This window comes from Curtobacterium sp. RIT-PI-V, assembly GCF_025642935.1.
Lineage (GTDB): Bacteria > Actinomycetota > Actinomycetes > Actinomycetales > Microbacteriaceae > Curtobacterium.
The window spans coordinates 1-22,293 of the sequence record NZ_JANZKM010000013.1; the positions used below are offsets into that span (position 1 = coordinate 1).

Consider the following 22,293-nt stretch of genomic DNA (forward strand, 5'->3'; position numbering starts at 1 on the left):
AAGCTCTCGCTGCCGGGCGACTGAGGTCCCCGCTGGCCCGACTTCGTGAGCAGAAATGGTCGGGTGGTGTGACAGGACCCGACCATTCCTGCTCACGAAGCGGAACAGGCCGACACGACGCAACAGCACCGCCCGCGCGACTGTCGGGGGCACGGAGCACACTGGGCGCATGTGTGGAAGGTTCGTCGTCTCCGACACCACGGCCGATCTGTTGCCCGAGCTCCTCGGTGAGCTCGCCGGCCGGACCGAGCACGTCGACCAGGACACCGGCGTCGTGGGGACGGGCCTGGTGCCGAGCTGGAACGTCGCCCCGACCGACCCCGTGTCCGCGGTGCGCCAGCGGCACGGCGAACGCGAGTTGCCGCAGATCAGCTGGGGCTTCGTGCCGAGCTGGGCGAAGGACTTCCAGAAGCAGCGCCCGAAGCCGATCAACGCGCGCATCGAGACGGTCGCGACGAGCGGCATGTTCAAGCGGGCCTTCGCGACGAACCGCTGCATCGTGCCGGCGCAGGGCTACTACGAGTGGGTGGTGCGCGAGGACGGCAAAGAGCCCCACTTCGTGCACGAGCCCGGCGGTGCCTTGGCCATGGCCGGGGTCGTGAGCGCCTGGCCGGACCCGACCAAGCCCGACGGCGACCCGGACAAGTGGCGGCTCTCGCTGGCGATCATCACGCGGGACGCCCACGTGGCCCCGGGCGAGGTGCACGACCGCATGCCGGCGTTCCTGACGCCCGACGGCTACGACGACTGGCTCGGCGGCGGCACCGGTGGCGCCGGGGGCCTCGGCACCGACGACCTGCTCGCGCTGCTCGACCACGAGTCGCTGACGGTCGCGGCCGGCCTGGAGCAGTACGAGGTCGCGCGCACCGTGAACAGCGTGAAGAACGACGGCCCGCAGCTCATCGAGCCCGTCGCCTAGACTGGCCCTCTGACCGAATCTGATCGGTGCGGTTGACCCGTCGCGAGCGCGCGGTCGATCCGAGGCTGGAAACCTCCGGCGTTCCCCATCGAAGCCCGGAGACCATTTCCATGACCATGCCCTCACGGACCGCATCCGACACGACCGCCCCGTCCAGGCGCTGGTGGGCGCTCGTCGTCCTCGCGCTGACCCAACTCGTCGTGGTGCTCGACGGCACCATCGTCAACATCGCCCTGCCCCAGGCGCAACAGGAACTCGGCCTCAGCGACGGTGAACGCCAGTGGGTCGTGACCGCCTACGCCCTCGCGTTCGGTGCCCTCCTGCTGCTCGGTGGTCGAGTCGCTGACTACTGGGGGCGGAAGCGCACGTTCCTCGTCGGCATGCTCGGGTTCGGCGTCGCCTCCGTCATCGGCGGCATCGCCCAGAACGGCACCGAGCTGATCATCGCTCGTGGTCTCCAAGGCGTGTTCGCTGCGCTGCTGGCGCCGGCCGCGCTCGCGCTGCTGACCGTGACCTTCCCGAGCGGCCGTGAGCGGAACACTGCGTTCGCCGTCTTCGGGACGGTCGCGGGCGCGGGCGCAGCCGTGGGCCTCGTGCTCGGCGGTGTCCTGACCGAGTTCGCGGACTGGCGGTGGTGCCTGCTCGTGAACGTCTTCTTCGTGGTCGTGGGACTCATCGGCGGCATGCTGCTGGTGCAGGAGTCCAAGGCCGAGGGCGACAACCGCTACGACCTGCTCGGTGCCGCCACCGTCACGCTCGGCCTCGGATCGCTGGTGTACGGGTTCAGCCTCGCCGAGCAGGGCTGGGGCGAGATCCGGACGATCGGCTTCCTCGCCCTGGGCGCGGGACTGCTCGTGCTGTTCGTGTTCGTCGAGAGCCGTGTCGCCCAGCCTCTGCTGCCGTTGCGCGTCGTCACCGACGCGGTCCGGGGCGGAGCCTTCCTCGTCCAGATGATCGTCGGCAGCGTCCTGATCGGAGCCATGCTCTACGTGGCGTTCCACCTGCAGATCGTGCTCGGGATGGACCCGTTGCCCGCCGGCCTGGCCACGCTGCCGATGACGCTCACCATCATGGTCGTGGCTCCGATCGCCACGAAGCTGCTGTCCTCCGTCGGCCCGCGGCCGATGATGATCGGCGGACCGTTGATCGCCGCCGTCGGGCTCGGGTACCTCAGCCGCCTCACGGCGGACGGTTCCTACGTGGTCCAGGTGCTGCCGGCGCTGATCGTGTTGGGTCTCGGCCTCGCGTTCGTCTTCGTGCCACTGCAGAACCTCGCACTCACGGGCGTCGCGCCGCACGACGCCGGTGCGGCCTCGGCCACGTTGAACTCCGCGCTGCAGATCGGCGGGTCGATCGGTCTGTCCGTGTTCACCGCGCTCTACGCCGCTGCAGTCGCTCGCTACGACGGAGGCGGCTCGGAGCTGGACGCGTTCGCGGACGGGTACTCCGTGGCGTTCCTCGCAGCGGCCATCGGCATGGTGCTCGCGTCGGTCATCGCCGCCGTGTTCATCCGCGGCTCGAAGTCCGACTTGCTGCCCCAGGGGTCCGGCACGGAGGCAGCGGTGCCGGTGCACTGACTCCGGCTCCCCACCCGCCCGCTGGCGGCGTGCGTCGGACGCGACCACGGCACGACGACGGGAGGCCCGGATCACGTGCGCCTGTCGGCTGACGTGATCCGGGCCTCCCGGTCGACCGCAGTGGTCACGAACGCGCGCTGCGTCGGATCCCCGGGGTGGCTGCGATGCCCGCCGCGATGCGGCGACGTGTCACGAGCAGCACGCCGGCCAGGAGCAGGGCGATCGCCGCGAGGCCGAGGCCGACCAGGCCGGTCGCGCCGGTGAAGGCGAGCTCCGCGGTGTGGACCGCTGCCGCGATGCCGGTCGGGTAGGTGACCGTGATGGTCGCCGTCACCGTCTGACCGTTGCTGTCCGTCACCACGTACCCGATGAAGGTGGTGCCGGTGTGGCCCTCCGCCGGGGTGAACACGACCTTGCCGTCGCGGACGGTCCAGGTGCCCTCGTGGCTGACGACGACGCGGTCGGACTGCTCGCCCGTCTCCGGGTCGATCAGGTGCAGGGTGCCCGCCTCGAAGGTGGCACCGCCCGAGGCGGAGTCGTTGTCGAGCGGGTCGATCGTGACCAGGTGCCCGACGGTCCCGGTGGCGGAGTCGTCCTTCGCGACCGCGGCGGCGACGACCGTCATCGTGGCGGTGGCGGTGGTGGTCAGCCCCGAGGCGTCGATCACCGTGTAGGTGAAGGTGTCCGTGCCGGTGAAGCCGGCGGCCGCGGTGTAGACGTACGCGCCGGTGGGCTGGACCCTCACCGTGCCGTGGGCCGGCCGCCGGTCCAGGGCTGCGGTGAGGCGGGTGCCCTGGTCGTTGGCGAGCAGACCGTGGGCGGCGTCACGGGCGATCGGGGTGCCGGCGACGGTGTGGCCGGCGTCCTTCGTCGCGTCGATGCCGACGGTGACGGTGACGGTGGCGTCGACCTGCTGGCCCGAGGCGTCCTGCGCCCGGTAGGTCACGGTGTCGGTGCCGGAGAAGCCCTTTGCCGGGGTGTAGACGAACGTGCCGTCCGCGGCGATCGAGACCGTGCCGTGCTCCGCCGTACCGGAGGTCACGACCCTCAGGTCGCTGCCGTGGTCGTTGCCGAGGACGCCGGGGCCTGCGACGGTGACCGGCTTGCCGGCCTTCGTGGCCGCCTTGTCGTTCGTCGCCGTCGGGGTGACGGTGATCGTCACGAGGCCGGTCGCGGTGTTGCCGTCGCGGTCGACCGCCGTGTAGGTGAAGGTGTCGATGCCCGACCAGTCGTGCTCCGGCGTGTAGACGTACGAGCCGTCCTTCGCCAGCACCACGGTGCCGTGCGCCGGCTTCCGGTCGGTCTTCGCCCACAGGTCGGTGCCCTCGTCGTCGGACAGGACGCCCGTTCCGACGGTCGCGGTCACGGTGCCGTTGGTGGCGGTGCGGCCGGTGTCGGGCGTCGCCATGGTGCCGACCAGGACGGTGACGGTCGCCGTGGTGGTCTGACCGGAGCCGTCCGTGACGGTGTACGTGAACGTGTCCGTGCCGGAGAAGCCCTTCTTCGGCAGGTAGACGAGCGAGCCGGGCTCGGTGCCCTTGGTCACGGTGCCGTGCGCGGCGTCGCCGTGGCCGGTGACCGTGAGCGTCGTGCCGTGGTCGTTGGCGGTCAGCGTCGTGCCGGCGATGGCCAGCGCGGTGCCCGCGGTGGTGTGCACGGCGTCCGCGACGGCGACGGGCTCGACCGTCACCGTGACGGTCGCCGTTGCGGTGCCGCCGGTCGGGTCGGTCACCGTGTAGGCGAACGTGTCCGTGCCGGAGAAGCCGTCGGCTGGCGTGTACGTGACGGTGGTGCCGGTGCCGGTGCCGGTGCCGGTGCCGGTGCCGGTGCCGCGTCCGGTGATCGCGGCCTCGCCGTGACCGGGCTTGGTGACCGCGGTGACGGTGAGCTCCGTGCCGGAGTCGTTGCCCGTGACCACGACGTCGACCGGGGTCGAGGCGGAGGTGGTCGCGGTGTCGGCGACGGCCTTCGGTGCGACGACGATCGTCACGGTGCCGGTCGTGGTGCCGCCGGCGCCGTCGGTGACGGTGTAGTCGAACGAGTCCGGGCCGGAGTAGCCGGGCTTCGGCGTGTAGGTGTAGCCGCCGTCCTTCTCGACGACGACGTCACCGTGCGACGGGTCGGTGTTGTCCGTGACGTGCAGGTCGGTGCCGGTGGCGCCGTCGAGCACGCCCTTGTCGGCCGGCACGGTGATGGAACCGTCGGCGTCGGTGGTCGTGGAGCCACCCGCCGTGACGGGGGTGACCCGGACGGAGACGGTGCCGGTGTTCGTGAGGCCGTTGCGGTCGGTGACCGTGTACGTGAACTCGTCGGTGCCCGAGAAGCCGGGCTTCGGCGTGTAGGTGACCGTGCCGTCGTCGTTCCGGACCGCGGTGCCGTTCGTGCCGCTCTTGCCGACGGGGATGTCGAGCACCGACAGGCCGGTGCCGTGGTCGTTGCCGGTCAGGTCGGCGGAGGTGACCGTCTTGCTGCCGCCTGCCGTGACCGTGATCTCGTCCGGCTCGGTGCCGGGCTCGACCGTGATGGTCACCACACCCGTGGCCGTCCCGCCGGAGGGGTCCTTCGCCGTGTAGGTGAAGGTGTCCGTGCCCGAGAAGCCGTCCTTCGGGGTGTACGTGTACGACCCGTCCTCCGCCAGCTCGACGTCGCCGTTCGCCGGTTCGAGGTCGACCGTGGCGGTGAGCTTCGTGCCCTCGTCGTTCGCGAGGACGCCCGTGCGGTCGTCGCCGTCCCCGCCCACGGTCAGCGTGGTGCCGGCGGTGGCGGTCGCGGTGTCCGGGGTGGCCATCGGGCCGACGACGACGGTGATCGTGCCGGTCGTGGTCTGGCCGGAGTCGTCCCGCACCGTGTAGGTGACGGTGTCGGTGCCCGAGAATCCGGGCTTCGGCGTGTACGTGATCGTGCCGGTGGTCGGGTCGATCGTGACGTCGCCGTGGGTCGTGCCGTCGGCGTCCGGCACGGCGGCCGCGTCGGTGACGGTCAGCTTCGTTCCCTTGTCGTTGCCGGTGAGCGTCGTCGGCGCGATGGTCAGCGTCTCGCCGGACTTCGTCGACACGGTGTCGCCGTTCGCGACCGGCTTGACGGTGACGGTGACCGTCGCCGGGCTGGTGGTGACCTTGTCGCCGTCGGTCACGGTGTAGGTGAACGAGTCGGTGCCGGAGAAGTCACCCGTCGGCGTGTAGTCGACGGTGCCGTCCTCGGCGACCACTGCGGTGCCGTTCGCCGGACCGGTGACGATCGTGGTGACCAGGTCCGAGCCGCGGTCGTTGTGCTGCACGTCGACGTTCACCGGGGTGCCGGCGCTCGTCGTCGTGGAGTCGTTCGCGATCGTCGGGTTGACCGTGATGGTCACCGTGGCGGTCGTCGGCGCACCGGCGGTGTCCGTCGCGGTGTACCGGAACGAGTCCGTGCCCGAGAACCCGTCGGCCGGCCTGTAGGTGATCGCACCGGTCGCCTTGTCGAGGGTGAGCTCGCCGTGCGCGGGCTTCGTGTTCGTCGAGACGGTCAGGCCGGTGCCGAGGTCGTTGCCCAGGACGCCGGTGGCGCGGGTGTCGGCGGTGTAGGTGTTGCCGGCGGCGACGCGGATGGTGTCGTCCTTCGCCAGCGGGGCGACGTTCACGGTCACGGTGACGGTGTCGCTCTTCCCGTTGCCGTCGGTGACGGTGTACGTGAAGGAGTCGGCGCCGGAGTACCCGGTGGCCGGGGTGTAGGTGTAGCTGCCGTCCTTCGCGACGACGACGTCACCGTGCGACGGCTTGGTGCTGCCCGTCACTGTCAGGTCCGAGCCGAGGTCGTTGGCGAGCAGGCCGGGAGCAGTGCCGGGGGTGCCGGTGCCGGTGCCGGTTCCGGTTCCGCTTCCGCTTCCGCTGATCGGCGAGCCTGCCGTCGCGGTGACGGTGTCCGCGACCGCGGTCGGCAGCACCGTGATGGTGACGGTGCCGGAGATCTCCGCGCCGTCGCCGTCCTTCGCCGTGTAGGTGAACGAGTCCGGACCGGAGTACCCGGCGGTCGGGGTGTACGAGTACGAACCGTCCTTGCCGACGGTCAGGGCACCGTGGGCGGGCTTCGTGTTGCCCGTGACCGTCAGGCCGGTGCCGTGGTCGTTCGCGAGCAGACCCGTCTTCGCGTCCGCGGTGGCGGTCTGGCCGGCGTGCACGCTGAACGCGTCGTCGGTGCCCGCCGGGGCGACGGTGATCGTCACGGTGCTGGTCGACGTCTGGCCGGAGGAGTCCTTCGCCGTGTACTGGAAGGTGTCCGTGCCCGAGAAGCCGTCGGCCGGGGTGTACGTGTACGAGCCGTCGGGGTTCACGGTCGCGGTGCCGTGGGCGGGCGTGGTGTTCGACACGACGGACAGGCCGGTGCCGCTGTCGTTCGCCAGGACGCCCTTCGCCGGCACGGTCAGCGTGGTGCCGTTCGGCGTGTTGCCGGTGTCCGAGGTCGTGGTGACGTGGACGGCCTTGAGCGTGTTGGTGAAGGTCACCATGACGTCGGTGCCGTCGGCGGTCGTGGCTGCGGGGAACGTGAAGGTGCCGGTGTTCCCGGTGCCCTCGGCGACCAGCGCGCCGGTCGTCTGGTTCCGTGCCACCCACGACGTGCTGTAGTTCGCCAGGTCGGTGGTGCCCGAGGCGGTCTGCGTGACCGTGTAGTCCTTGTTCGGCGTGCTCAGGACCGCGCCGGCGCGCTGCGACTGGGTGCCGGTGTCCTTGCCGGTCGTCGTCGCCGAGGTGCCGGGCTTCGTGGGGTCGATGCCGCCGCCGGTGATGGCGAGGCCGAACTGGTCGCCTGTGTTCCAGCGCTTGTCGACGCTCGACTCACCGGTGACGGTGTCGGCGTAGTTGCAGCTGGCCAGGTCGCTGGCGGCGTAGTTGCCGACGATCGGGAAGCTGCGGACCTGCGCACCCGAGGTGGGGTCGAGCTGGTAGATCGTGGTCGTGGAGACGCTGTTCGCGGTCACGGTGTTCGACACGTACAGGTAGCCGTCGGACGAGAACGCGATGCCCGGGCTGCTGGTGCCCGCCGGCAGGGTCGCGATCGCGGACGTGGTCATGACCGTGCTGCCCGAGGTACTCGGGACCTCGTCGGTGTTGACGCGGTAGACCGTGTCGGCCGCCACGACGAAGAACAGGCCGCGCGAGCTGAACGCGAAGTCACCGTTGCCGGCCTTCAGACCGTTGATCTGTCCGACCTGACCGAGGTACGTCTTGGTCGCCGGGTCGTAGGCACCGAGCCACCCGGTGTTGTCGCCGTAGTAGTAGATGCCGTCCTTCGGGTTGACCGCACCGCGGATCACGGTCCGTGTCTTGTCCGTGGCGATCGGATCCGACGCGACGTTGGTCTTCGGGTCGTACTGCCGCAGCGTGGCGCTGACGTTGTTCGACGCGGCGAACATCGACAGGCCCTCACGCGAGATGCCCAGGCCGTTGTTGGCCCCGGTGCCGAGGTTGGTGACGTCGGCCGTCGTGCCCTTGGAGTCACCCGTGGTGATGTCCACCGCGACGACCTTGCCCGTGCCGTCGATGGCGTAGAGCGTGTTCTGGTCGCACACCAGTGCACCGTTCGAGATCGCGGTGACGGCCGAGGCGGGCTCGGCGGCGATGACCGCCGTGGTCGTCGAGAGACCGGCGCCGACGAGCAGCGCGGCGCCGAACACGGCGACGGTTCGGACGCCGAAGCGGCGTCGAGGCACAGCGGTGCCCTGGGAAGCAGGCAGCATGATCACTTTCGGGTCGAGACGATGCGGGCGCCTGATCCACGGCCGTCGGTTCAGGGAGGACGGGCGGTGGCGCCGGGTCGATACTGGCAGGTCTCGATACCGAAATGGGGACGGGACGGGTCCCCAATAGGGGGGACCACTCGTTGTGGGGGCAGGCGCGCTGCGGGCCTGCGTCACCCGCTCGGGGCACAACGAAACCCCACCGGGATCCGGCGGGGTTTCGGGGGTTCGAGCGCGGTCCGGATCAGGCGGTCGCGCGGATCACGTCGGGCAGCAGCACGTGCAGCCGCTCGGTCAGACGCCCCTTCGCTTCGTCGAGGGAGCGGAAGTCCCCCACATACTCGCCGAACGTGTCGGCGACGAAGAAGTGCGTGCCCTGCCGGTCGACGGTGCCGCCGTAGTACCCGCCGTAGTTGGCTACCCAGAGCCCCGTGTCGGGCTGCGCCCAGCTGATGCGGACGCGAGCCGGCGCGGTGTCGGCGACGACCTGCGCCTCGATCTCGGCGATGACCTCGATCGTCCGGGTGTCCAGCGTCACTTCGGTCTGCTGGTGGTGATCGGCGGTCATGCTCATGGTGGTGCTCCTTCGGGCTGTGCTGCGTGCTGGTGCTGGTGCTGCGGGCGTCGCGGACGCCGATGGTGCGTGGTGGGACGGGCACCGACGGTGCCCGTGGTGCGGTGGCGCCTACTCGACCGGTCGGATGACCGACGGGAGCATGACGTGGAGCTGGTCTTCGAGCTTGGTCTGCGCTTCTTCGAGCGATGCGAACTCGCCGACGACGAGGCCGAAGGTGTCCGAGGCGACGAAACGGCCGTCGCGCTTGTCGACGCTGCCGCCGAAGTACCCGCCGTAGCCAGCGATCCACTCGCCCTGGTCTTCCTGCACCCAGGTGACCTTCGCGCGGGTCGGACGGGTCGAGGTCGCCGCGTCGGCTTCGAGGATCGCGATGGTGTCGACCGTGTCGGTGTCGAGGGTGACCTCGGCCTGCGTCGCGTTGCTGACGGTGATGCTCATGTCGCTCTCCTTCACGATCCGGGGTACATCTACTGACACCAGAACGCTACGAGAACCACGACCCGAACCGCCAGCGATGCCTGTTGATTCACGGGTTCTGTCAATGCGGCCCATCGGCGTCCCCCGGGTTTCCGGGGCGGTGTGACGTCTTTCCGGGGTACAGGCTTCAGATCGGGGTACTCGTTTTCCGGACCTCCGAGATGCGTCACGGAATGACGGAGACGCCCATCCGGGAGGCCCGACTCACTACCGTCGGTCGGGTGACCTCCGACAGTCCCCGCGTTCCAGGGCGCGCCCCGGCCACCGGCCGCAGCCGTCGGGTCGCGACGTGGCTCGCCGCCGCCTACGGCGTCGCGGTGGCGCTCGTCGGGTTCTGGGGTTCACCAGTCGACGCGGCGGCCGGTCCGACGCTCGACCAGGTGATCGCGACCGCCCATCGGCACGGGGCCCCCGACTGGTTCGGCTACGGCACGATCGAGTCGCTGTCGAACGTGGTCTTCTTCGTCCCGTTGGGCCTGCTCGTGGTCCTGCTCGCGGGCGCTCGGTGGTGGTGGGCTGGCGCGGCTGCAGGTGTGGTCGTCAGCGTCGGCATCGAGACCGTGCAGGCGCTCTTCCTGCCCGCTCGCACCGGATCAGTGGCCGACGTGCTGGCGAACGGGCTGGGAGCGGTCCTCGGAGCCGTCGTGGGCGTCCTGGCGCTCGAGTGGGCAGCACACCGTCGGCGTCGCTGACGCGTGGACACGACGAAGCCCCCGGAGCGATGCGCTCCGGGGGCTTCGTTCAGTCGCTCGAGACTCAGACGGACTCGCGCTGGCGACGGACCGAGCCGCGGACCAGCAGCAGTCCACCACCGAGGACGACTGCGCCACCGGCGACCCAGAGGGCCAGGGCGGACACGGTCGAACCGGTGAAGGCGAGGGTGCCGTCGGTGCCGGAGCCAGCACCCGCAGCGGGGACAGCAGCAGCGTCAGCCGGGGCGACGGTGAAGGCGGCGAAGCCGACGACACCCGAGGTCGCGCCGGTGGCGGTCAGGTTGTAGGTACCCGAAGCGCCCTTCGGGAAGGTGACCTTGACGGCGAGTGAACCGTCGGAGGCAGCGGTGTAGGTCTTCGAGACGGTCGTGGTCGGCAGCGCGCCGAGCGTGACCGCACCGGCACCGGTGACCTGAACGTTGACGGTCTCGTTGTCCTGGAACGCACCCTCGGTGAAGTTCACGGAGGCGGTACCGCCGGCAACAGCGGTGCCGGAGACGGAGACGTCGGAGTCAGGCGTGTAACCGGCGGCATTGGCGACGGTCGGCGTGGCGAGCAGTGCGGCCCCAGCCAGCACCACCGCAGCGATGAGCTTCTTCATGTGGTTCCCCTAAAGATCTGAAAATCCAGACCCTGACACCCAGAGCCCGCTGATCCGCCCGTGGTTGTCCCCGGCCAAGAAACTGGCGGTTGTGATGGCGAAGTTGTCTCAATCTACCGGAGTTTCACAGCTCGGTACCAGATGGCGTGGATTTCGGTCATTGGTCGTCATGTGTTCATTCCGGACGAGCGCACGACCGAGTCGCCGTCATGATGCCATCGGGCTGAATCCGACGAGGAAATCCCAGGTCAGGCGGACATCCAGCCCCATCCCCACGAAGCCTGACCACCGCATCACCAGCCTGTGACCTCGGACAGCCGCGGTCGATCACCCCCGGAGTGGGGGCGCCCGATCCGCGTTAACGGGACGGCGGGCTCACCCGGCGGCGAGAGGCTGGTCGCACTCGAACGCGATCGGCTTGGCCTCGGACTGGCGGACACCCGGGGTGGAGCTCGCCTGCACGGGGGCTTTCGCGTACTTGCTCTCGCCGAGGAAGGCAACGCGGTAGGTCAGGCTCTGGCCCGGTGCGAGCAGCGTCTGCAACTGCGCCACGGGGTGTCCGCCATCCGTCGCCGTTTGCACAGCGGTCGTCTTGCCGTCCTTGGTTGCGCCGAGGAAGATCGCGCCCTCGGGCGCGTAGGTCGCGATCAGGGTCTTGATCCTGCCCGGCTCCACCCCGAAGTCGCCGCCACCCGTGACGTACTCGGGCAAGCTCGTCGCGGCGTCGGCGGGTGCAGTGTTCTTGATGGTGACCTCGACGATCGACGTGGGACGACCGTCTTTCCGGCACACTGAGCTGCCGACGGACACGGTCTTCTCGAGGTAGTAGTCCATCTTCGAGCCGGTGCCGTCGTTCAGGTACACCGCGAACTCTCGTGACGACGCCGACTCGGTCGGGAGTTCGCCGGCCACAGCGGTACCGCTGATGCGGCGCTGCTCGGCCCGGTCCGCGCTCCACAGGCGCAGTCGGTCCTCGCCGGTGCTCTGGCTCAGGGCGGAGACGAACTGCTGGGGGTCGAAGTCACCACTCGCGACCTTGTCGAACACCGCGCTGGCGGCGGAGGCGAAGAAGGCGTCCTGCACGACCGGATCCGGGTACCTCGCGTACACGTCGCTCAGGAGGAGCTTGACCGCGTTGTCCGACGTCAAGGTGTCTCCGGTCGGCAGTTTCACCGGGCCGGTGGCCTTGAGGATGTAGCTCAGCGTCACCGGGTCCATCGCCAGCACGCCGTCGACCTGTTCGCCGAACTTCTGCTTCCACATGGCCCGAGCGAGCTTCGCCGAGACGTCGAAACGCGGCGTCAGGGTGACGTCCTGCATGTACTTCCCGGTGATGCTGCCGTACAGCCCGGTCGTGTCCGGGGTCAGCGGCAGGATCGGCTGCGCGTACGGACCGAACGAGCCACCGGACGTCTGGTTCTGCAGGTGGATGGCGCCGTCGTCCGTCTGGAGGAGCGCCACGGCTCCCGGGATCCCGCCACCCGCGCGCAACTCGGCGTTGTTCTGGAACAACAGCAGGTAGTTCCGTTCACCGTCGTTGCCCAGCATCGCCGGCGCGAGCTGCACGACCCGGTTCGCGGTGGTCACCTGCGCAGAGGCGGACGACAACGCGTTCCGCAGCTCGGCAACCGCGGTCGTCACCGGGGACAACGTGTCACTCGTGTCGATCGCGTCCGCATCGCGGTCCGCCCGCGCCAGGGTCGTCGTCGCCTTCGCGACAGCCGGCTGCGCGTCCACGATCGGCTGCAGGTCGACCTTGCCGTTCTTCGGCGCGAACGAGTCGGTTCCGAGACCGCCGATGACGTCGGCGACCGGGGTCACCGCGTTCCGGGCAACATCGTCCACGACGACGGAGACCTGTCGGACTGCACGCAGGTTGGCCCCGAAGAACGGGACGTTCTGCGAGGCCCCCCAGATCGGATCACCCGTCAACGAACGAGCTGCCCCCGCTTCACGCTCCAGGTGCTTCGCGGTCTTCTGCGCGGCGGCGGTGTCGCCACCGGTGAGTTGTGAGCGCAGTGTGTCGACGTCACCGACCGCTCGTTCGAGGTGCCCCTTCGCGAGCGCACCACGCACTCCCACCCAGGCGACGGCGAGGATGAGCAGCAGGACGAGGGCGAGGACGATCCACAAGACGATCCGGGCCCTGGATCCCCGGTGTGCTGCAGTGCGTCGCGACTCGGGCAGGTCGGACATGACGCGATCCTACGGTTCCCCGTGTCCAGCCCACATCACTGACGCACGGTGTCCACGTGTTCGCGGTACCAGTCGATGGTGCTCCGCAGACCGTCCTCGAGGCCGATCTGCGCGGTCCAGCCGGCATCCGCGAGCTTGGATACGTCGAGCAGCTTCTGCGGCGTGCCGTCCGGCTTGGTGGTGTCCCAGACCGTCTCACCGGTGAAGCCGACGATGCTGCCGATCGTCTCGGCGATCTCCTTGATGGTGACGTCGGACCCGGTCCCGACGTTGACCTGGTCCGGACCGTCGTAGTGCTCCATCAGGTGGAAGACCGCCGCCGCCATGTCGTCGACGTGCAGGAACTCCCGACGGGGCGAGCCCGTCCCCCAGTTCTCCACGCGCGCCGCACCCGTTCGTGCCGCTTCGTCGTACCGGCGGATGAGGGCCGGCAGGACGTGCGAACCGGTGGGCGAGAAGTTGTCGCCCGGGCCGTAGAGGTTCGTCGGCATGGCCGAGATCCACGGGTGCCCGAATTGCCGCCGGACGGCCTGCACCTGCAGGATGCCAGCGATCTTGGCGATCGCGTACGCGTCGTTGGTGGGCTCGAGGTGCCCGGTGAGGAGCGCGTCCTCGTGGATCGGCTGTTCGGCCATCTTCGGGTAGATGCACGACGACCCGAGGAAGACGAGCCGCTCGACGCCGTGCTCCACAGCCGCGTCCATCACGTTGACCTGGATCTGCAGGTTCTCGCTCAGGAAGTCGTGCGGGTAAGTGTTGTTCGCCATGATCCCGCCGACCTTGGCTGCCGCCAGCACGACGTGCTTCGGCTGCTGCTCGGCGAAGAAGGCGAACACGGCGCCGCGGTCCTTCAGGTCCAGCTCGGAGGAGCTCCGCCCGACCATGTCGGTGAAGCCCTCCGACTCGAGCTTGCGCCAGACCGCCGAGCCCACCAAACCGCGGTGTCCCGCGACGTAGACGCGGTCCGCCCGGTTGATCGGACCGGGAGTGAAGTCGGTCGTGTTCATCAGGATCCCCAGCTCTCGAGTCGGACGGTGTCGATCCACGGGCTGCCCTCGTGCTCGAGGGCGGCGATGTCCGCGTCCACCATGATCCTCGCCAGTTCGGCGGTGTCGACCGTCGCCTCCCAGCCGAGCTTCTCCTTGGCCTTCGACGCGTCACCGACCAGCGCATCCACCTCGCTCGGTCGCAGGTACCGCTCGTCGAAGCGCACGTGGTCCTCCCAGTTCAGGCCTGCGTGGGAGAACGCGGTCGTCAGGAAGTCCTTGACCGTGAAGTCACCGCCGGTCGCCAGGACGAAGTCGTCCGGCTCGTCGACCTGCAGCATCCGCCACATGCCCTCGACGTACTCGGCGGCGTACCCCCAGTCGCGGACGGAGTCGAGGTTGCCGAGGTACACGTGGTCCTCGAGGCCGGCCTTGATCCGCGCGACTGCACGGGTGATCTTCCGGGTGACGAACGTCTCACCACGTCGCGGCGACTCGTGGTTGAACAGGATGCCGTTCACCGCGAACATGCCGTACGCCTCGCGGTAGTTCCGGGTCACCCAGTAGCTGTAGACCTTCGCTGCACCGTACGGAGAACGCGGCCAGAACGGCGTCTCCTCGTTCTGCGGCGGCGGGGTCGCCCCGAACATCTCGGAGGAGGACGCCTGGTAGAAGCGCGTGTGGATGCCGGAGACCCGGACCGCTTCGAGCATGCGCATCGTGCCCACACCCGTCACGTCACCGGTGTGTTCCGGCTCGTCGAACGACACCCGTACGTGTGATTGCGCCGCGAGGTTGTAGACCTCGTCCGGCTTCAGTTCGCTGAGGAGGCTGACGAGTCGTGCACCGTCGCCGAGGTCCCCGTAGTGCAGGAACAGTTTCGCGCCCGACTCGTGCGGGTCGACGTAGAGGTGGTCGATCCGCGAGGTGTTGAACGTCGAGGCGCGACGGATCAGGCCATGCACCTCGTACCCCTTGCGGAGCAGCAGCTCGGCCAAGTACGAGCCGTCCTGTCCGGTGATGCCCGTGATGAGCGCGCGCTTCGTCAATTGGTCCCTGTCTTGTCGGCAGAACCGGATTCGAACCGGTCTGGGAGGAGCACATGAAGAATACTTTTGAATCGATCGATCGCAGCAGCCGCAGTGAGGTGAGCCGCTCGGTAATTCCGAGCGTCCCTTCCGTACCGCTCCCGCGCAGTCGGGTCTCGGATGAGCGAGAGCACGCCGTCCACGAGCCGAGTCGGCCTGCCCGCATCGACAACGATCCCTGCGTTCGCAGCGAGCACCTCGGCTCGAGTGACGCTCCCCTCGTCCGACGCGGCGAGCACCGGAACGCCGGTCGCGAAGTAGGTGGTCAGCTTGCTGGGGACAGCCATGCCGGAGATGCCGGGTGCCTCATTGACCAGGAGAATGTCTGCAGAGTTGAGTGCAGCGGCGAATTCGTCGTCAGGGAGCGGCGCAAGGAATTGCAGGCTGTCGATCCCAGCCGCCTGCTGCTGCAAGGACTCTCGTTGGTTTCCGTCACCGAGGAGGACGAAACGGATGGGAAGACCTCTGTCCTGAACGGAGCGAGCTGCTTCGACGACGTTGCCCAGGCCCTGCTTCACACCCATGTTCCCCGCGTGCAGGACGATCGTCTCGTCCGGTGCCCAGCCGAGCGACGCACGAGCCCCGACTCGGTCGACGAACTCGGGCGGCTCGACGTGGGTCCAGTTCCGCATGACGGTCACTCGCGACGCCGGCACACCGAACTCTTCGACGACTGTCTCCATGAACCGGTCGTGGATGACCACGACTGTCGATGACCGTTTGAGGACCCAGCGCTCGATCGCCGCGACGAAGCGCTCAGCCGGCCCGGTACCCGATCCTGTCTCGCGGAGGCCGAGCGAGTAGATGTCCTGGACCCAAGTCACGACGGGGGTTCCTCGCGAGAACAAGCGGGCACGCACTAGTGCGATTGCCGAACTGAACAGAGCGGGAGACACGAGAACGAGGACGTCGTGCCGCGCCCAGCGGCGGGAAACGGCGTGTAACCCGAAGCTCACCTCGGACAGCAGTCTGCTCACACCACCGGGCCGGGCCGGGAGCCGATGGCGGAGTCTGTGCACCGCACAGCCAGTTTCGGTCGTCACTGCAGATGACGGTGGACGTGCGTCTCCGAAGCTCCAGGCCGGGTAGTGCGGAAAGGTCGTGATGACGCTGACGTCGACACCGGACGCCGTCAACCCGCTTGCGAGCCCTCCGCTGTAAGGAGCGATCCCGGCGGGCTCAGGGGGGAAGTTCAGGCCCACCATGAGAACTGCCCCGCGCCGCATGGGGCGACCATAACAGTTGCAAGGGATTCCGATCCGGCGTCGGCGCACCTGCGGCGCCGCCGGGCCGCCCGCCAGCCGGTAGCATCGGCGCAACGCGTACTCGGGCGCGCAGAGAGGCGGGGCCATGATGTCGGACGCGAAAGTGCCCGTCATTCCGCTGAAGTCAGCTCCGGGTGAACGGACGTCGTGGAACCGGGGCAAGGGGACGGTGTACCTGTGGGCCGTTGCCGAGCTGCTGTTCGTGACCAATCCCTGGCAGATCAGCTCCTCGCTCCGAGCGAAGGTCCTGCGGCTGTTCGGCGCGGAGATCGGGGTCCGCGTCATCATGCGACCGAGGATGCGTGTCCGTTTCCCGTGGAAGCTCCACATCGGCGACGACTGCTGGATCGGCGAAGGTGTGTGGTTCCACAATCAGGACCACATCCGGGTCGAGAACGACGTCGTCATCTCGCAGGAGGCGTTCCTCACGACCGGGAGCCATGCCCACCGCACCGACATGGCGTTGATCACGCGCCCGATCGAGATCGGAGCCGGCACCTGGATCACTTCGCGCTGCATGGTGCTCGGTGGCACGCGACTCGGCGAGTCGTGCCTCGTGAAGCCGATGTCATTGGTCTCCGGGACGAGTCCCGCGAACAGCGTCCTCGAAGGAAACCCTGCGCGGGTGACAGGCGTGCGCTTCGGAGATCGATGACTCCTGTCAACTTTGGCTGGGATGCGGTGCGAACGGAACCAGACCGATGCGATGATGAAGGAATGACCTCTTGGCGACTCGACTGAGGGACGCTTCCGTCCTGTGGGCGCAGGGGGGCCTCGGCAACCAGCTCTTCCAGTTGAACGCCGGCCTGACCCTGTCCGAACATCCCGCAACCCTCCTGGTCTCAGGGAGCAGTTTCGGTCGCGACCGTCTCCGGCAGTTCGAGCTCGGTGCTTTGCTCCCCTCTTCAGCGCTGACAAGCTCGAGAGAGGACTTCCGGCTCGGTCAGCCGTACGACTGGAGGGGCCGTCGCCGAGCGAAGACCCGCGATCGATCGCTGACGACGGTATTCAGCGACCCCGAGACGCTGCCCTCCGCCTTCCGCCCCGGAACGTTCAACATCGGGTTCTTCCAGGATGCGGCATCACTCGCTCTGCCGACGGACGCAACCACTGCCCTCCTCGCTGCGTACCGGAACGCTGTCTCGGCGGGATCTGCGTCAGCGAACCGACCCGTTCTGCACGTCCGCCGTGGCGACTACACGACTTCTCCTGCCGCGCAGCGCACCTTCGGCACGCTCTCCCGGCGCTACTACGACGACGCGTGCCGTGCGCTCGGGATATTAATCGACGAGAGCATCATCTTCACCGATGACCCCGCCGCGGTCGAACGCGAGTTCGACGTCCCTCGCAGCAACATCATCGGACCCGAAGACATCGAATCGCCGCTCGACACGCTCGTGGCAATGTCGCGCGCCAGCGCCCTGGTCATACCGAACAGCACCTTCTCGTGGTGGGCCGCTGAGCTCGCCTCCCACGTTCCGGTCGCGGCCCCGAGCACGTGGTTCTTCGATCGCCCGGGGAACCTGCGGCGCACTGGATGGGTCTCCGTGCCGAACGCATGAGACGATTCGGCACGTCCCTGTCGCTCGGGTGGCTCCCGGCGAGCCAGGCGCTTTCCTTGGTCGCCTCGTTGGCGGCCTTCGCCGTGCTCTCGCGCGAGCTCGGGCCCGCGAGCTACGCGCAGTTCGCCGTCTTCGTGTTCGTCTACACGATGGCCGCGCTGGCCACGGACTTCTCAGCCATGGGTTTCCTGCTCGTACACGGGGTCTCCGGCCCGCTCCGACGAGCGGCGTGGTCCAGTTCGGCGGTGAGCGCGACCGCAGGTGGTGTTGCGCTGACCGCAGCATTGTTCGTCCTTTCGTTCTTGAACCTCCCGACGGGGCCTCCCCGGGTCTTCGACGTGCTGATCTTGGTCGCGGGGCTCGTCACCCAATCGCTCATCCAGCCGCTTCGCGGCGAACTCATGGTGCATCGCCGCTACCCGACTGTCGCTCTTACCGACGTGGGCGCAACAGTCGCCGGCTTCGCGGCCGCGATCCTCCTCGCCGCACAGATCCACTCCGTGACCGTGCTCTGCGTCCAACTCGCTCTCACCTCCGTGGTCCGTCTCCTGTTGACGCTCGCGCTCTCAGCTCGCGGTCGCCAACGGACCCTCCGAGGACGCGCAAGCAGCTCCCCGTCCGAAATGGCCGCCCCTGCGCCGAACCCGTTCCGGTACGGCCTCAAGGTGCTGCCGCTGAACGTTGCTTCGTACGCGAGCCGAGCGATCGATTCGGGCACGTTGCCGCTCATACTCCCGGTCGGAGCGGCAGCAGCGTACGCACGCTCGTACCAGTTGATCGTCACGCCGGTCACTCAGGTCCAGCTGTCCCTCGGAGGGGCGATCGTCGAGCGCATGGCCCGTCGTGCCGCGCTCCCCGGAGACAACGGCACGTTCGACAAACGAGTCTGGCAAGCACTCCACGTCGTCACCTTCGTCGCAGCCATCGTGTTGTCGGTGGGCGCACCGATCCTGGAGAAGGTCTTCTTCGGCCCTGGCTGGGTGCATGTCGCGCTCATGATCTCCTCGATGGCGCTGCTCCTGCCATCCCTTACCTTGAGTTCCTTCATGTCGTGGAAGCTCCAGATCAAAGCGGAACTCCGGCACTCGCTCCTCAACCTGGCCGTCCTCATGCTCGTGCCACTGCTCGCCATCGTTCTCGGACTGCTTTACAGCACCATTGGCGCGTTGATCGGCTTGGCAGTCGGTGCGCTCGTCCAGGGTCTTGCTCTGGCCACGCTCCATCGTTCGCTCCTGCCGATACCGCTCAGGTACGCCGTTGCACAGATCGTCGTGGAGTGGGCAGTCCTGGCAGCCCTATTGGCGGTCCGATTCCTGTGAGCTCGCTCCTCCGGTGGTCCTGAGCGGGAAACTCCACGGAGAACGCACCAGCCGCCGGAGGTGACGGCGGTCTCGCCTACTCGTCACGTCGTCGATGCGGCGTTCGAGCCTCGCACGCAGCTGGTCGGTGCTCGTGTCGCTCACGTCGACGCCGAGCACCGACTCCGCAAGCGCGACGTACGACGCGGCGAGGTCTCTGTTGTCACGCACCTGCCCGCCGTAGCCCGGTTGCGAGGTTGCCTGCTCCGGGTGATGGCGGTACGCAACCGTCGGCACGGAGGAGAACGAGATGCGAACGCCGGATGCAGCCAGTCGCATCCAGAGCTCGTAGTCCTCGGCATGGCCAGGCCGGTACGTCGCGGCCCCGTCCAGCGAATCCCGTCGAGCAATCATCGTCGACTGCGGCACCGGGTTCAGGGCGAGGAGCGCCAGTGGCATCGCCGCCGGTGACAACGATGCAGGTCGAGGGAAGTGCACCCGCCACGTCTGACCGAATCGTGCGATCGGGGCGAACACGATGTCAGCGTCCGAGACCTGGCGGCGGTACCCGAGGAACCGGTTGGGCAGGCACACGTCATCAGCATCCATCGCGGCGACGAACTCGCTGTCGGATCGGTCGAGCAGCCGATTGCGAGCCTCTCCCGCACCGACGTTGGTCGTTCCTTCGATCAGCGACACACGTCGCGAGCGCTCGGCGAAACGCTCGACGACGCGGCGGGTTCCGTCCGTGCTCGCATCGTCGTACACCAGGACCTCCGCGTCGCTCGGCATCGCGCTGAGCGTCGACCGGAGCGCTGTCGTGATCGTACGCTCCGCATTCCATGCGGGCATGATCACCGACACCCTAGGCATCTCGCATGCCCACAGGCCTCGCGGGGGCGCCGATGACTGTCACTCCAGGCTCCACGTCATCGACAACGACCGCCATCGCAGCGAGCGTCGCACCGGAACCGACCCGGATCGGCCCGAACACCTGGGTGTACGCGCCGAAGGTCACGCTGTCCCCGATGACCGGTACCCCGCCGCCCTCGCGGCGTTCTCCGATAGTGATTCCGTGCCGCAGCACACAGTCAGCCCCGATCCGCGCTTGCGGATGGACGATGATCCCGCCGAAGTGGTGGATCATCAATCGTGGACCGATCTCGACCGTCCGGGGGATGTCAATCCCGGTCACCAGTCGAACCACGCTGTAAAGCACGAAGGACAACGCGTGGAGGAACTTCCCTCGGATGCCCCTGACCTGCAGCGTGTATCTGCCGAACCGGTACACCCGAAGCGCCCAGTAGCCGGGCTGCAGGAGCCACGGGTGTCCGCCGAACAGGGCGGCTTCCTCCTGCTTGGCGGTGACGCTGTCGTAGAACGACATCAGTGTCCTCTCGAGAGCATGGACCGGTACCTGCGTGCCGCGCGATGACGGAGCCCGCTCACGACGGACACGGCGGGGTGCACGGACAATGTCTCGCGCTGGACCCGACGTGCTTCGGCGCCGATCAGTTTGCCGTGCTGCGTGGACGTCCCATCGAGGTGGAAACGAGCGACCACGATGTGCTCGACGACGAATGGGACTCCCGAGGCATACAGCCTCGCCGTGAAGTCGTAGTCGGCGGCTACCCGGAAGCTCTGGTCGTAGCGACCCGTGATCGCCGCTCGCGGGTAGAAGATAGCTTGATGCGAAGTCGGCAAGGCGTGCCACATCGAACGAGCGGGTCGAGACGCGCGGGTCCGGTCCCGAGTGGCCGCTGCTAGGACGAAGTCCCCGAGGATCACCGCAGCCTCGTGCGCGTCGAGGACCGCGGACAGTTGCGACCATCGGACGAGGCTCTCGTCGCCGCCGTTGAGGAACCAGAGGTGGTCGCCGCTTGCCGCAACCATGCCCTTGTTCATCGCGTCGTAGATGCCGGTGTCGGGCTCGGAGATCAGCCGAACCGATCGTCCGAGATCCGACACGAGCCGAGCTGTACCGGGTGACATCCCGCCGTCGACGATGACGAGCTCACAACTATCACCCGATTCGTGGAGCAGGGTCTCCAACGAAGCGACCGTCCGCCGCAGGCCTTCGTCGTCCTGGAACGTCACGGTGATGATCGACAGCTTCGGGGGCAAGTGCAGAACCGCTCTCTCCTGGGATCACGAATCGGCGTTGGTGCCGGGTGGCGAAGACCAACCAAAGGGTGAACACGTACTCCGGCAACATGATGCCACCTGAGAAGAGAAGACTCCCGACCGCCCAGAACGGGAGCACCGCCTGCGCGACCGATCCGGTTCGCAGTCCAAGCGCCAAGCCGACGAGCGCCCACGACGCCAAGGCGATGGACGCGATGAGACCGAGCCAACCGAAGTAGAAGACGATCACGTAGAAGCCGTTGTCGAGGGAGTCGCCCGCAGCCGCGCCGTTGAGGATGCCGTAGTCCGCGACGGTGTTCCGCAGTGAGCCGTACGGATGCCCGAGCGGGAAGTGCACGAGCGTGTCACCGAGGATCTGCAGCGGGCCGATCAATCGGTAGTAGGCACTCGAACCGGTGGTGAAGGTCGAGTCCAACCTCCCCGACAAGTACGGCAGCGCCAGTGACGTCAGCACCGCCAAGACGATCAGTGCAACGACCTTCAGGCGGCTCTTGCCGACGAAGATGACCATCAGGGCCACCACGCCGAAGAGGATCAACCCGGTTGCGGAGCGAACAGCGAGGAGACCTGCTCCGGCGAGCACCCAGACCGGGGCCTTCCGGTACCCCTGCGCCAGCAGCGCGACGGCAAGGGAGCCGATGACGAACGCGGCGTACGACGGCTCGAGGTAGAAGCCGGCGGCGCGCGGGATCGGATTGAACTCGAGGTGTGGGTCGTACTCGTAGAGGTACTGGTGTTCCCCGAATGGATTGAACCACTGGACTGATCCTCGTGCGCCCGTCGCGACCTGGAGCACGCAGAGCGCGACGACGATGACCAGAGCGAAGAATGCCCCGCGCAGCATGGCCGGGACTGCTGCCGGTCGGATGGTGCCCCGTCTGCACTGTCCGATGACGACGGCCGCGAACACGAACAGAGCCAAGGTCTGGAAGAAGGACGACGAACCTTCACGCGTCGAAGGAGCAGCGATCTGCACCAACGCGTTCGGGACCACTGCGATCCCCAGGGCGATGACGACGTTGCTCATCGCCAACGTGGTGCTGACGCTGATGACGAGCACTATCCCGAGGAACAGACCCATCGTGATCGGGTAGTCGCCGACCTTGCCGACCTGGAAGTGCTCGAGGAGCACGAAAGCGGTGGTCAGGAGACTCACGAAGGCTCGGTAACCGTTGC

Annotated in this window: 18 protein-coding genes; 6 read left to right on the forward strand and 12 right to left on the reverse strand. The window is 68.0% G+C overall.

Annotated features, from left to right (window positions below):
• Positions 1-169: 169 nt before the first annotated feature.
• Both OGL88_RS09570 and OGL88_RS09575 read left to right on the forward strand, forming a co-directional pair.
• On the forward strand, positions 170-919 hold the full coding sequence (locus OGL88_RS09570; RefSeq protein WP_131880696.1) for an SOS response-associated peptidase: 750 nt from the start codon (positions 170-172) through the stop codon (positions 917-919).
• A 116-nt stretch (positions 920-1,035) separates the two neighbouring features.
• Positions 1,036-2,496: an MFS transporter gene (locus tag OGL88_RS09575; RefSeq protein WP_263091219.1), complete on the forward strand. Its 1,461-nt coding sequence runs from the start codon at positions 1,036-1,038 to the stop codon at positions 2,494-2,496.
• A gap of 124 nt (positions 2,497-2,620) precedes the next feature.
• On the opposite strand, the gene OGL88_RS09580 is transcribed toward OGL88_RS09575, so the two are convergent.
• The 3 genes from OGL88_RS09580 to OGL88_RS09590 all read right to left on the reverse strand — a co-directional run bounded on the left by OGL88_RS09580 (position 2,621) and on the right by OGL88_RS09590 (position 9,224).
• Positions 2,621-8,209 (reverse strand): Ig-like domain-containing protein, encoded by a 5,589-nt coding sequence (locus OGL88_RS09580; RefSeq protein WP_263055318.1) that lies wholly within the window; start codon positions 8,207-8,209, stop codon positions 2,621-2,623.
• A 244-nt stretch (positions 8,210-8,453) separates the two neighbouring features.
• Complete coding sequence (locus OGL88_RS09585) at positions 8,454-8,783, reverse strand: hypothetical protein (protein ID WP_263055317.1); 330 nt, start codon at positions 8,781-8,783, stop codon at positions 8,454-8,456.
• 111 nt (positions 8,784-8,894) lie between these two features.
• Positions 8,895-9,224, reverse strand: coding sequence for a hypothetical protein (locus OGL88_RS09590; RefSeq protein WP_263055316.1), 330 nt, complete (start codon positions 9,222-9,224; stop codon positions 8,895-8,897).
• A 260-nt stretch (positions 9,225-9,484) separates the two neighbouring features.
• Between OGL88_RS09590 and OGL88_RS09595 the strand changes: the two genes are divergently transcribed.
• Positions 9,485-9,955 (forward strand): VanZ family protein, encoded by a 471-nt coding sequence (locus OGL88_RS09595; protein WP_263091220.1) that lies wholly within the window; start codon positions 9,485-9,487, stop codon positions 9,953-9,955.
• Positions 9,956-10,019: 64 nt separating this feature from the next.
• Here the strand turns inward: OGL88_RS09595 and OGL88_RS09600 are convergent, their stop codons facing one another.
• The 5 genes from OGL88_RS09600 to OGL88_RS09620 all read right to left on the reverse strand — a co-directional run bounded on the left by OGL88_RS09600 (position 10,020) and on the right by OGL88_RS09620 (position 16,226).
• Entirely contained in the window at positions 10,020-10,577 is a 558-nt protein-coding gene (locus tag OGL88_RS09600) for a hypothetical protein (protein WP_263055314.1), read from the reverse strand.
• Positions 10,578-10,952: 375 nt separating this feature from the next.
• Positions 10,953-12,773, reverse strand: a complete 1,821-nt coding sequence (locus OGL88_RS09605) for a DUF4012 domain-containing protein (RefSeq protein WP_263055313.1) — start codon at positions 12,771-12,773, stop codon at positions 10,953-10,955.
• Positions 12,774-12,808: 35 nt separating this feature from the next.
• Complete coding sequence (locus OGL88_RS09610) at positions 12,809-13,780, reverse strand: GDP-L-fucose synthase family protein (RefSeq protein WP_263055312.1); 972 nt, start codon at positions 13,778-13,780, stop codon at positions 12,809-12,811.
• Complete coding sequence (gene gmd, locus OGL88_RS09615) at positions 13,780-14,808, reverse strand: GDP-mannose 4,6-dehydratase (protein ID WP_134195695.1); 1,029 nt, start codon at positions 14,806-14,808, stop codon at positions 13,780-13,782. The genes OGL88_RS09610 and gmd overlap by 1 nt, the downstream gene beginning before the upstream one ends.
• Positions 14,805-16,226 carry a glycosyltransferase family 4 protein gene (locus OGL88_RS09620; RefSeq protein ID WP_308202614.1) on the reverse strand — a complete coding sequence of 474 codons (1,422 nt, stop codon included), beginning with the start codon at positions 16,224-16,226 and terminating at the stop codon, positions 14,805-14,807. The genes gmd and OGL88_RS09620 overlap by 4 nt, the downstream gene beginning before the upstream one ends.
• Here OGL88_RS09620 and OGL88_RS09625 point away from each other — a divergent pair.
• The 3 genes from OGL88_RS09625 (at position 16,216) to OGL88_RS09635 (ending at position 18,993) form a co-directional block, all read left to right on the forward strand.
• Complete coding sequence (locus OGL88_RS09625; RefSeq protein ID WP_308202615.1) at positions 16,216-16,767, forward strand: acetyltransferase; 552 nt, start codon at positions 16,216-16,218, stop codon at positions 16,765-16,767. The two genes, OGL88_RS09620 and OGL88_RS09625, sit on opposite strands and share 11 nt — an antisense overlap.
• A gap of 70 nt (positions 16,768-16,837) precedes the next feature.
• Positions 16,838-17,674, forward strand: a complete 837-nt coding sequence (locus tag OGL88_RS09630) for an alpha-1,2-fucosyltransferase (protein ID WP_263055309.1) — start codon at positions 16,838-16,840, stop codon at positions 17,672-17,674.
• Positions 17,675-17,730: 56 nt separating this feature from the next.
• Positions 17,731-18,993 carry an oligosaccharide flippase family protein gene (locus OGL88_RS09635; protein WP_263055308.1) on the forward strand — a complete coding sequence of 421 codons (1,263 nt, stop codon included), beginning with the start codon at positions 17,731-17,733 and terminating at the stop codon, positions 18,991-18,993.
• Here OGL88_RS09635 and OGL88_RS09640 read toward each other — a convergent pair.
• The 4 genes from OGL88_RS09640 to OGL88_RS09655 are packed head-to-tail and all read right to left on the reverse strand — an operon-like array spanning position 18,970 to position 22,273.
• Positions 18,970-19,824, reverse strand: coding sequence for a glycosyltransferase family 2 protein (locus tag OGL88_RS09640; protein ID WP_263055307.1), 855 nt, complete (start codon positions 19,822-19,824; stop codon positions 18,970-18,972). The genes OGL88_RS09635 and OGL88_RS09640 overlap by 24 nt on opposite strands.
• Positions 19,825-19,837: 13 nt before the next feature.
• The gene (locus tag OGL88_RS09645; RefSeq protein ID WP_263055306.1) at positions 19,838-20,359 is read right to left on the reverse strand and encodes a serine O-acetyltransferase; all 522 of its coding nucleotides are present in this window, start codon (positions 20,357-20,359) and stop codon (positions 19,838-19,840) included.
• Positions 20,359-21,024 (reverse strand): glycosyltransferase, encoded by a 666-nt coding sequence (locus tag OGL88_RS09650; RefSeq protein ID WP_263055305.1) that lies wholly within the window; start codon positions 21,022-21,024, stop codon positions 20,359-20,361. Before OGL88_RS09650 ends, OGL88_RS09645 begins: the two co-directional genes overlap by 1 nt.
• The gene (locus OGL88_RS09655; RefSeq protein WP_263091221.1) at positions 20,996-22,273 is read right to left on the reverse strand and encodes an O-antigen ligase family protein; all 1,278 of its coding nucleotides are present in this window, start codon (positions 22,271-22,273) and stop codon (positions 20,996-20,998) included. Before OGL88_RS09655 ends, OGL88_RS09650 begins: the two co-directional genes overlap by 29 nt.
• Between the last annotated feature and the right edge of the window lie 20 nt (positions 22,274-22,293).

Coding starts and splice junctions, on each gene's coding strand:
- OGL88_RS09640 (WP_263055307.1), bottom strand. CDS start 19,824: ATGCCCGCATGGAATGCGGAGCGTACGATCACGACAGCGCTCCGGTCG.
- OGL88_RS09605 (WP_263055313.1), bottom strand. CDS start 12,773: ATGTCCGACCTGCCCGAGTCGCGACGCACTGCAGCACACCGGGGATCC.
- OGL88_RS09600 (WP_263055314.1), bottom strand. CDS start 10,577: ATGAAGAAGCTCATCGCTGCGGTGGTGCTGGCTGGGGCCGCACTGCTC.
- OGL88_RS09570 (WP_131880696.1), top strand. CDS start 170: ATGTGTGGAAGGTTCGTCGTCTCCGACACCACGGCCGATCTGTTGCCC.
- OGL88_RS09580 (WP_263055318.1), bottom strand. CDS start 8,209: ATGCTGCCTGCTTCCCAGGGCACCGCTGTGCCTCGACGCCGCTTCGGC.
- OGL88_RS09590 (WP_263055316.1), bottom strand. CDS start 9,224: ATGAGCATCACCGTCAGCAACGCGACGCAGGCCGAGGTCACCCTCGAC.
- OGL88_RS09645 (WP_263055306.1), bottom strand. CDS start 20,359: ATGTCGTTCTACGACAGCGTCACCGCCAAGCAGGAGGAAGCCGCCCTG.
- OGL88_RS09610 (WP_263055312.1), bottom strand. CDS start 13,780: ATGAACACGACCGACTTCACTCCCGGTCCGATCAACCGGGCGGACCGC.
- OGL88_RS09575 (WP_263091219.1), top strand. CDS start 1,036: ATGCCCTCACGGACCGCATCCGACACGACCGCCCCGTCCAGGCGCTGG.
- OGL88_RS09620 (WP_308202614.1), bottom strand. CDS start 16,226: ATGACGGGCACTTTCGCGTCCGACATCATGGCCCCGCCTCTCTGCGCG.
- OGL88_RS09585 (WP_263055317.1), bottom strand. CDS start 8,783: ATGAGCATGACCGCCGATCACCACCAGCAGACCGAAGTGACGCTGGAC.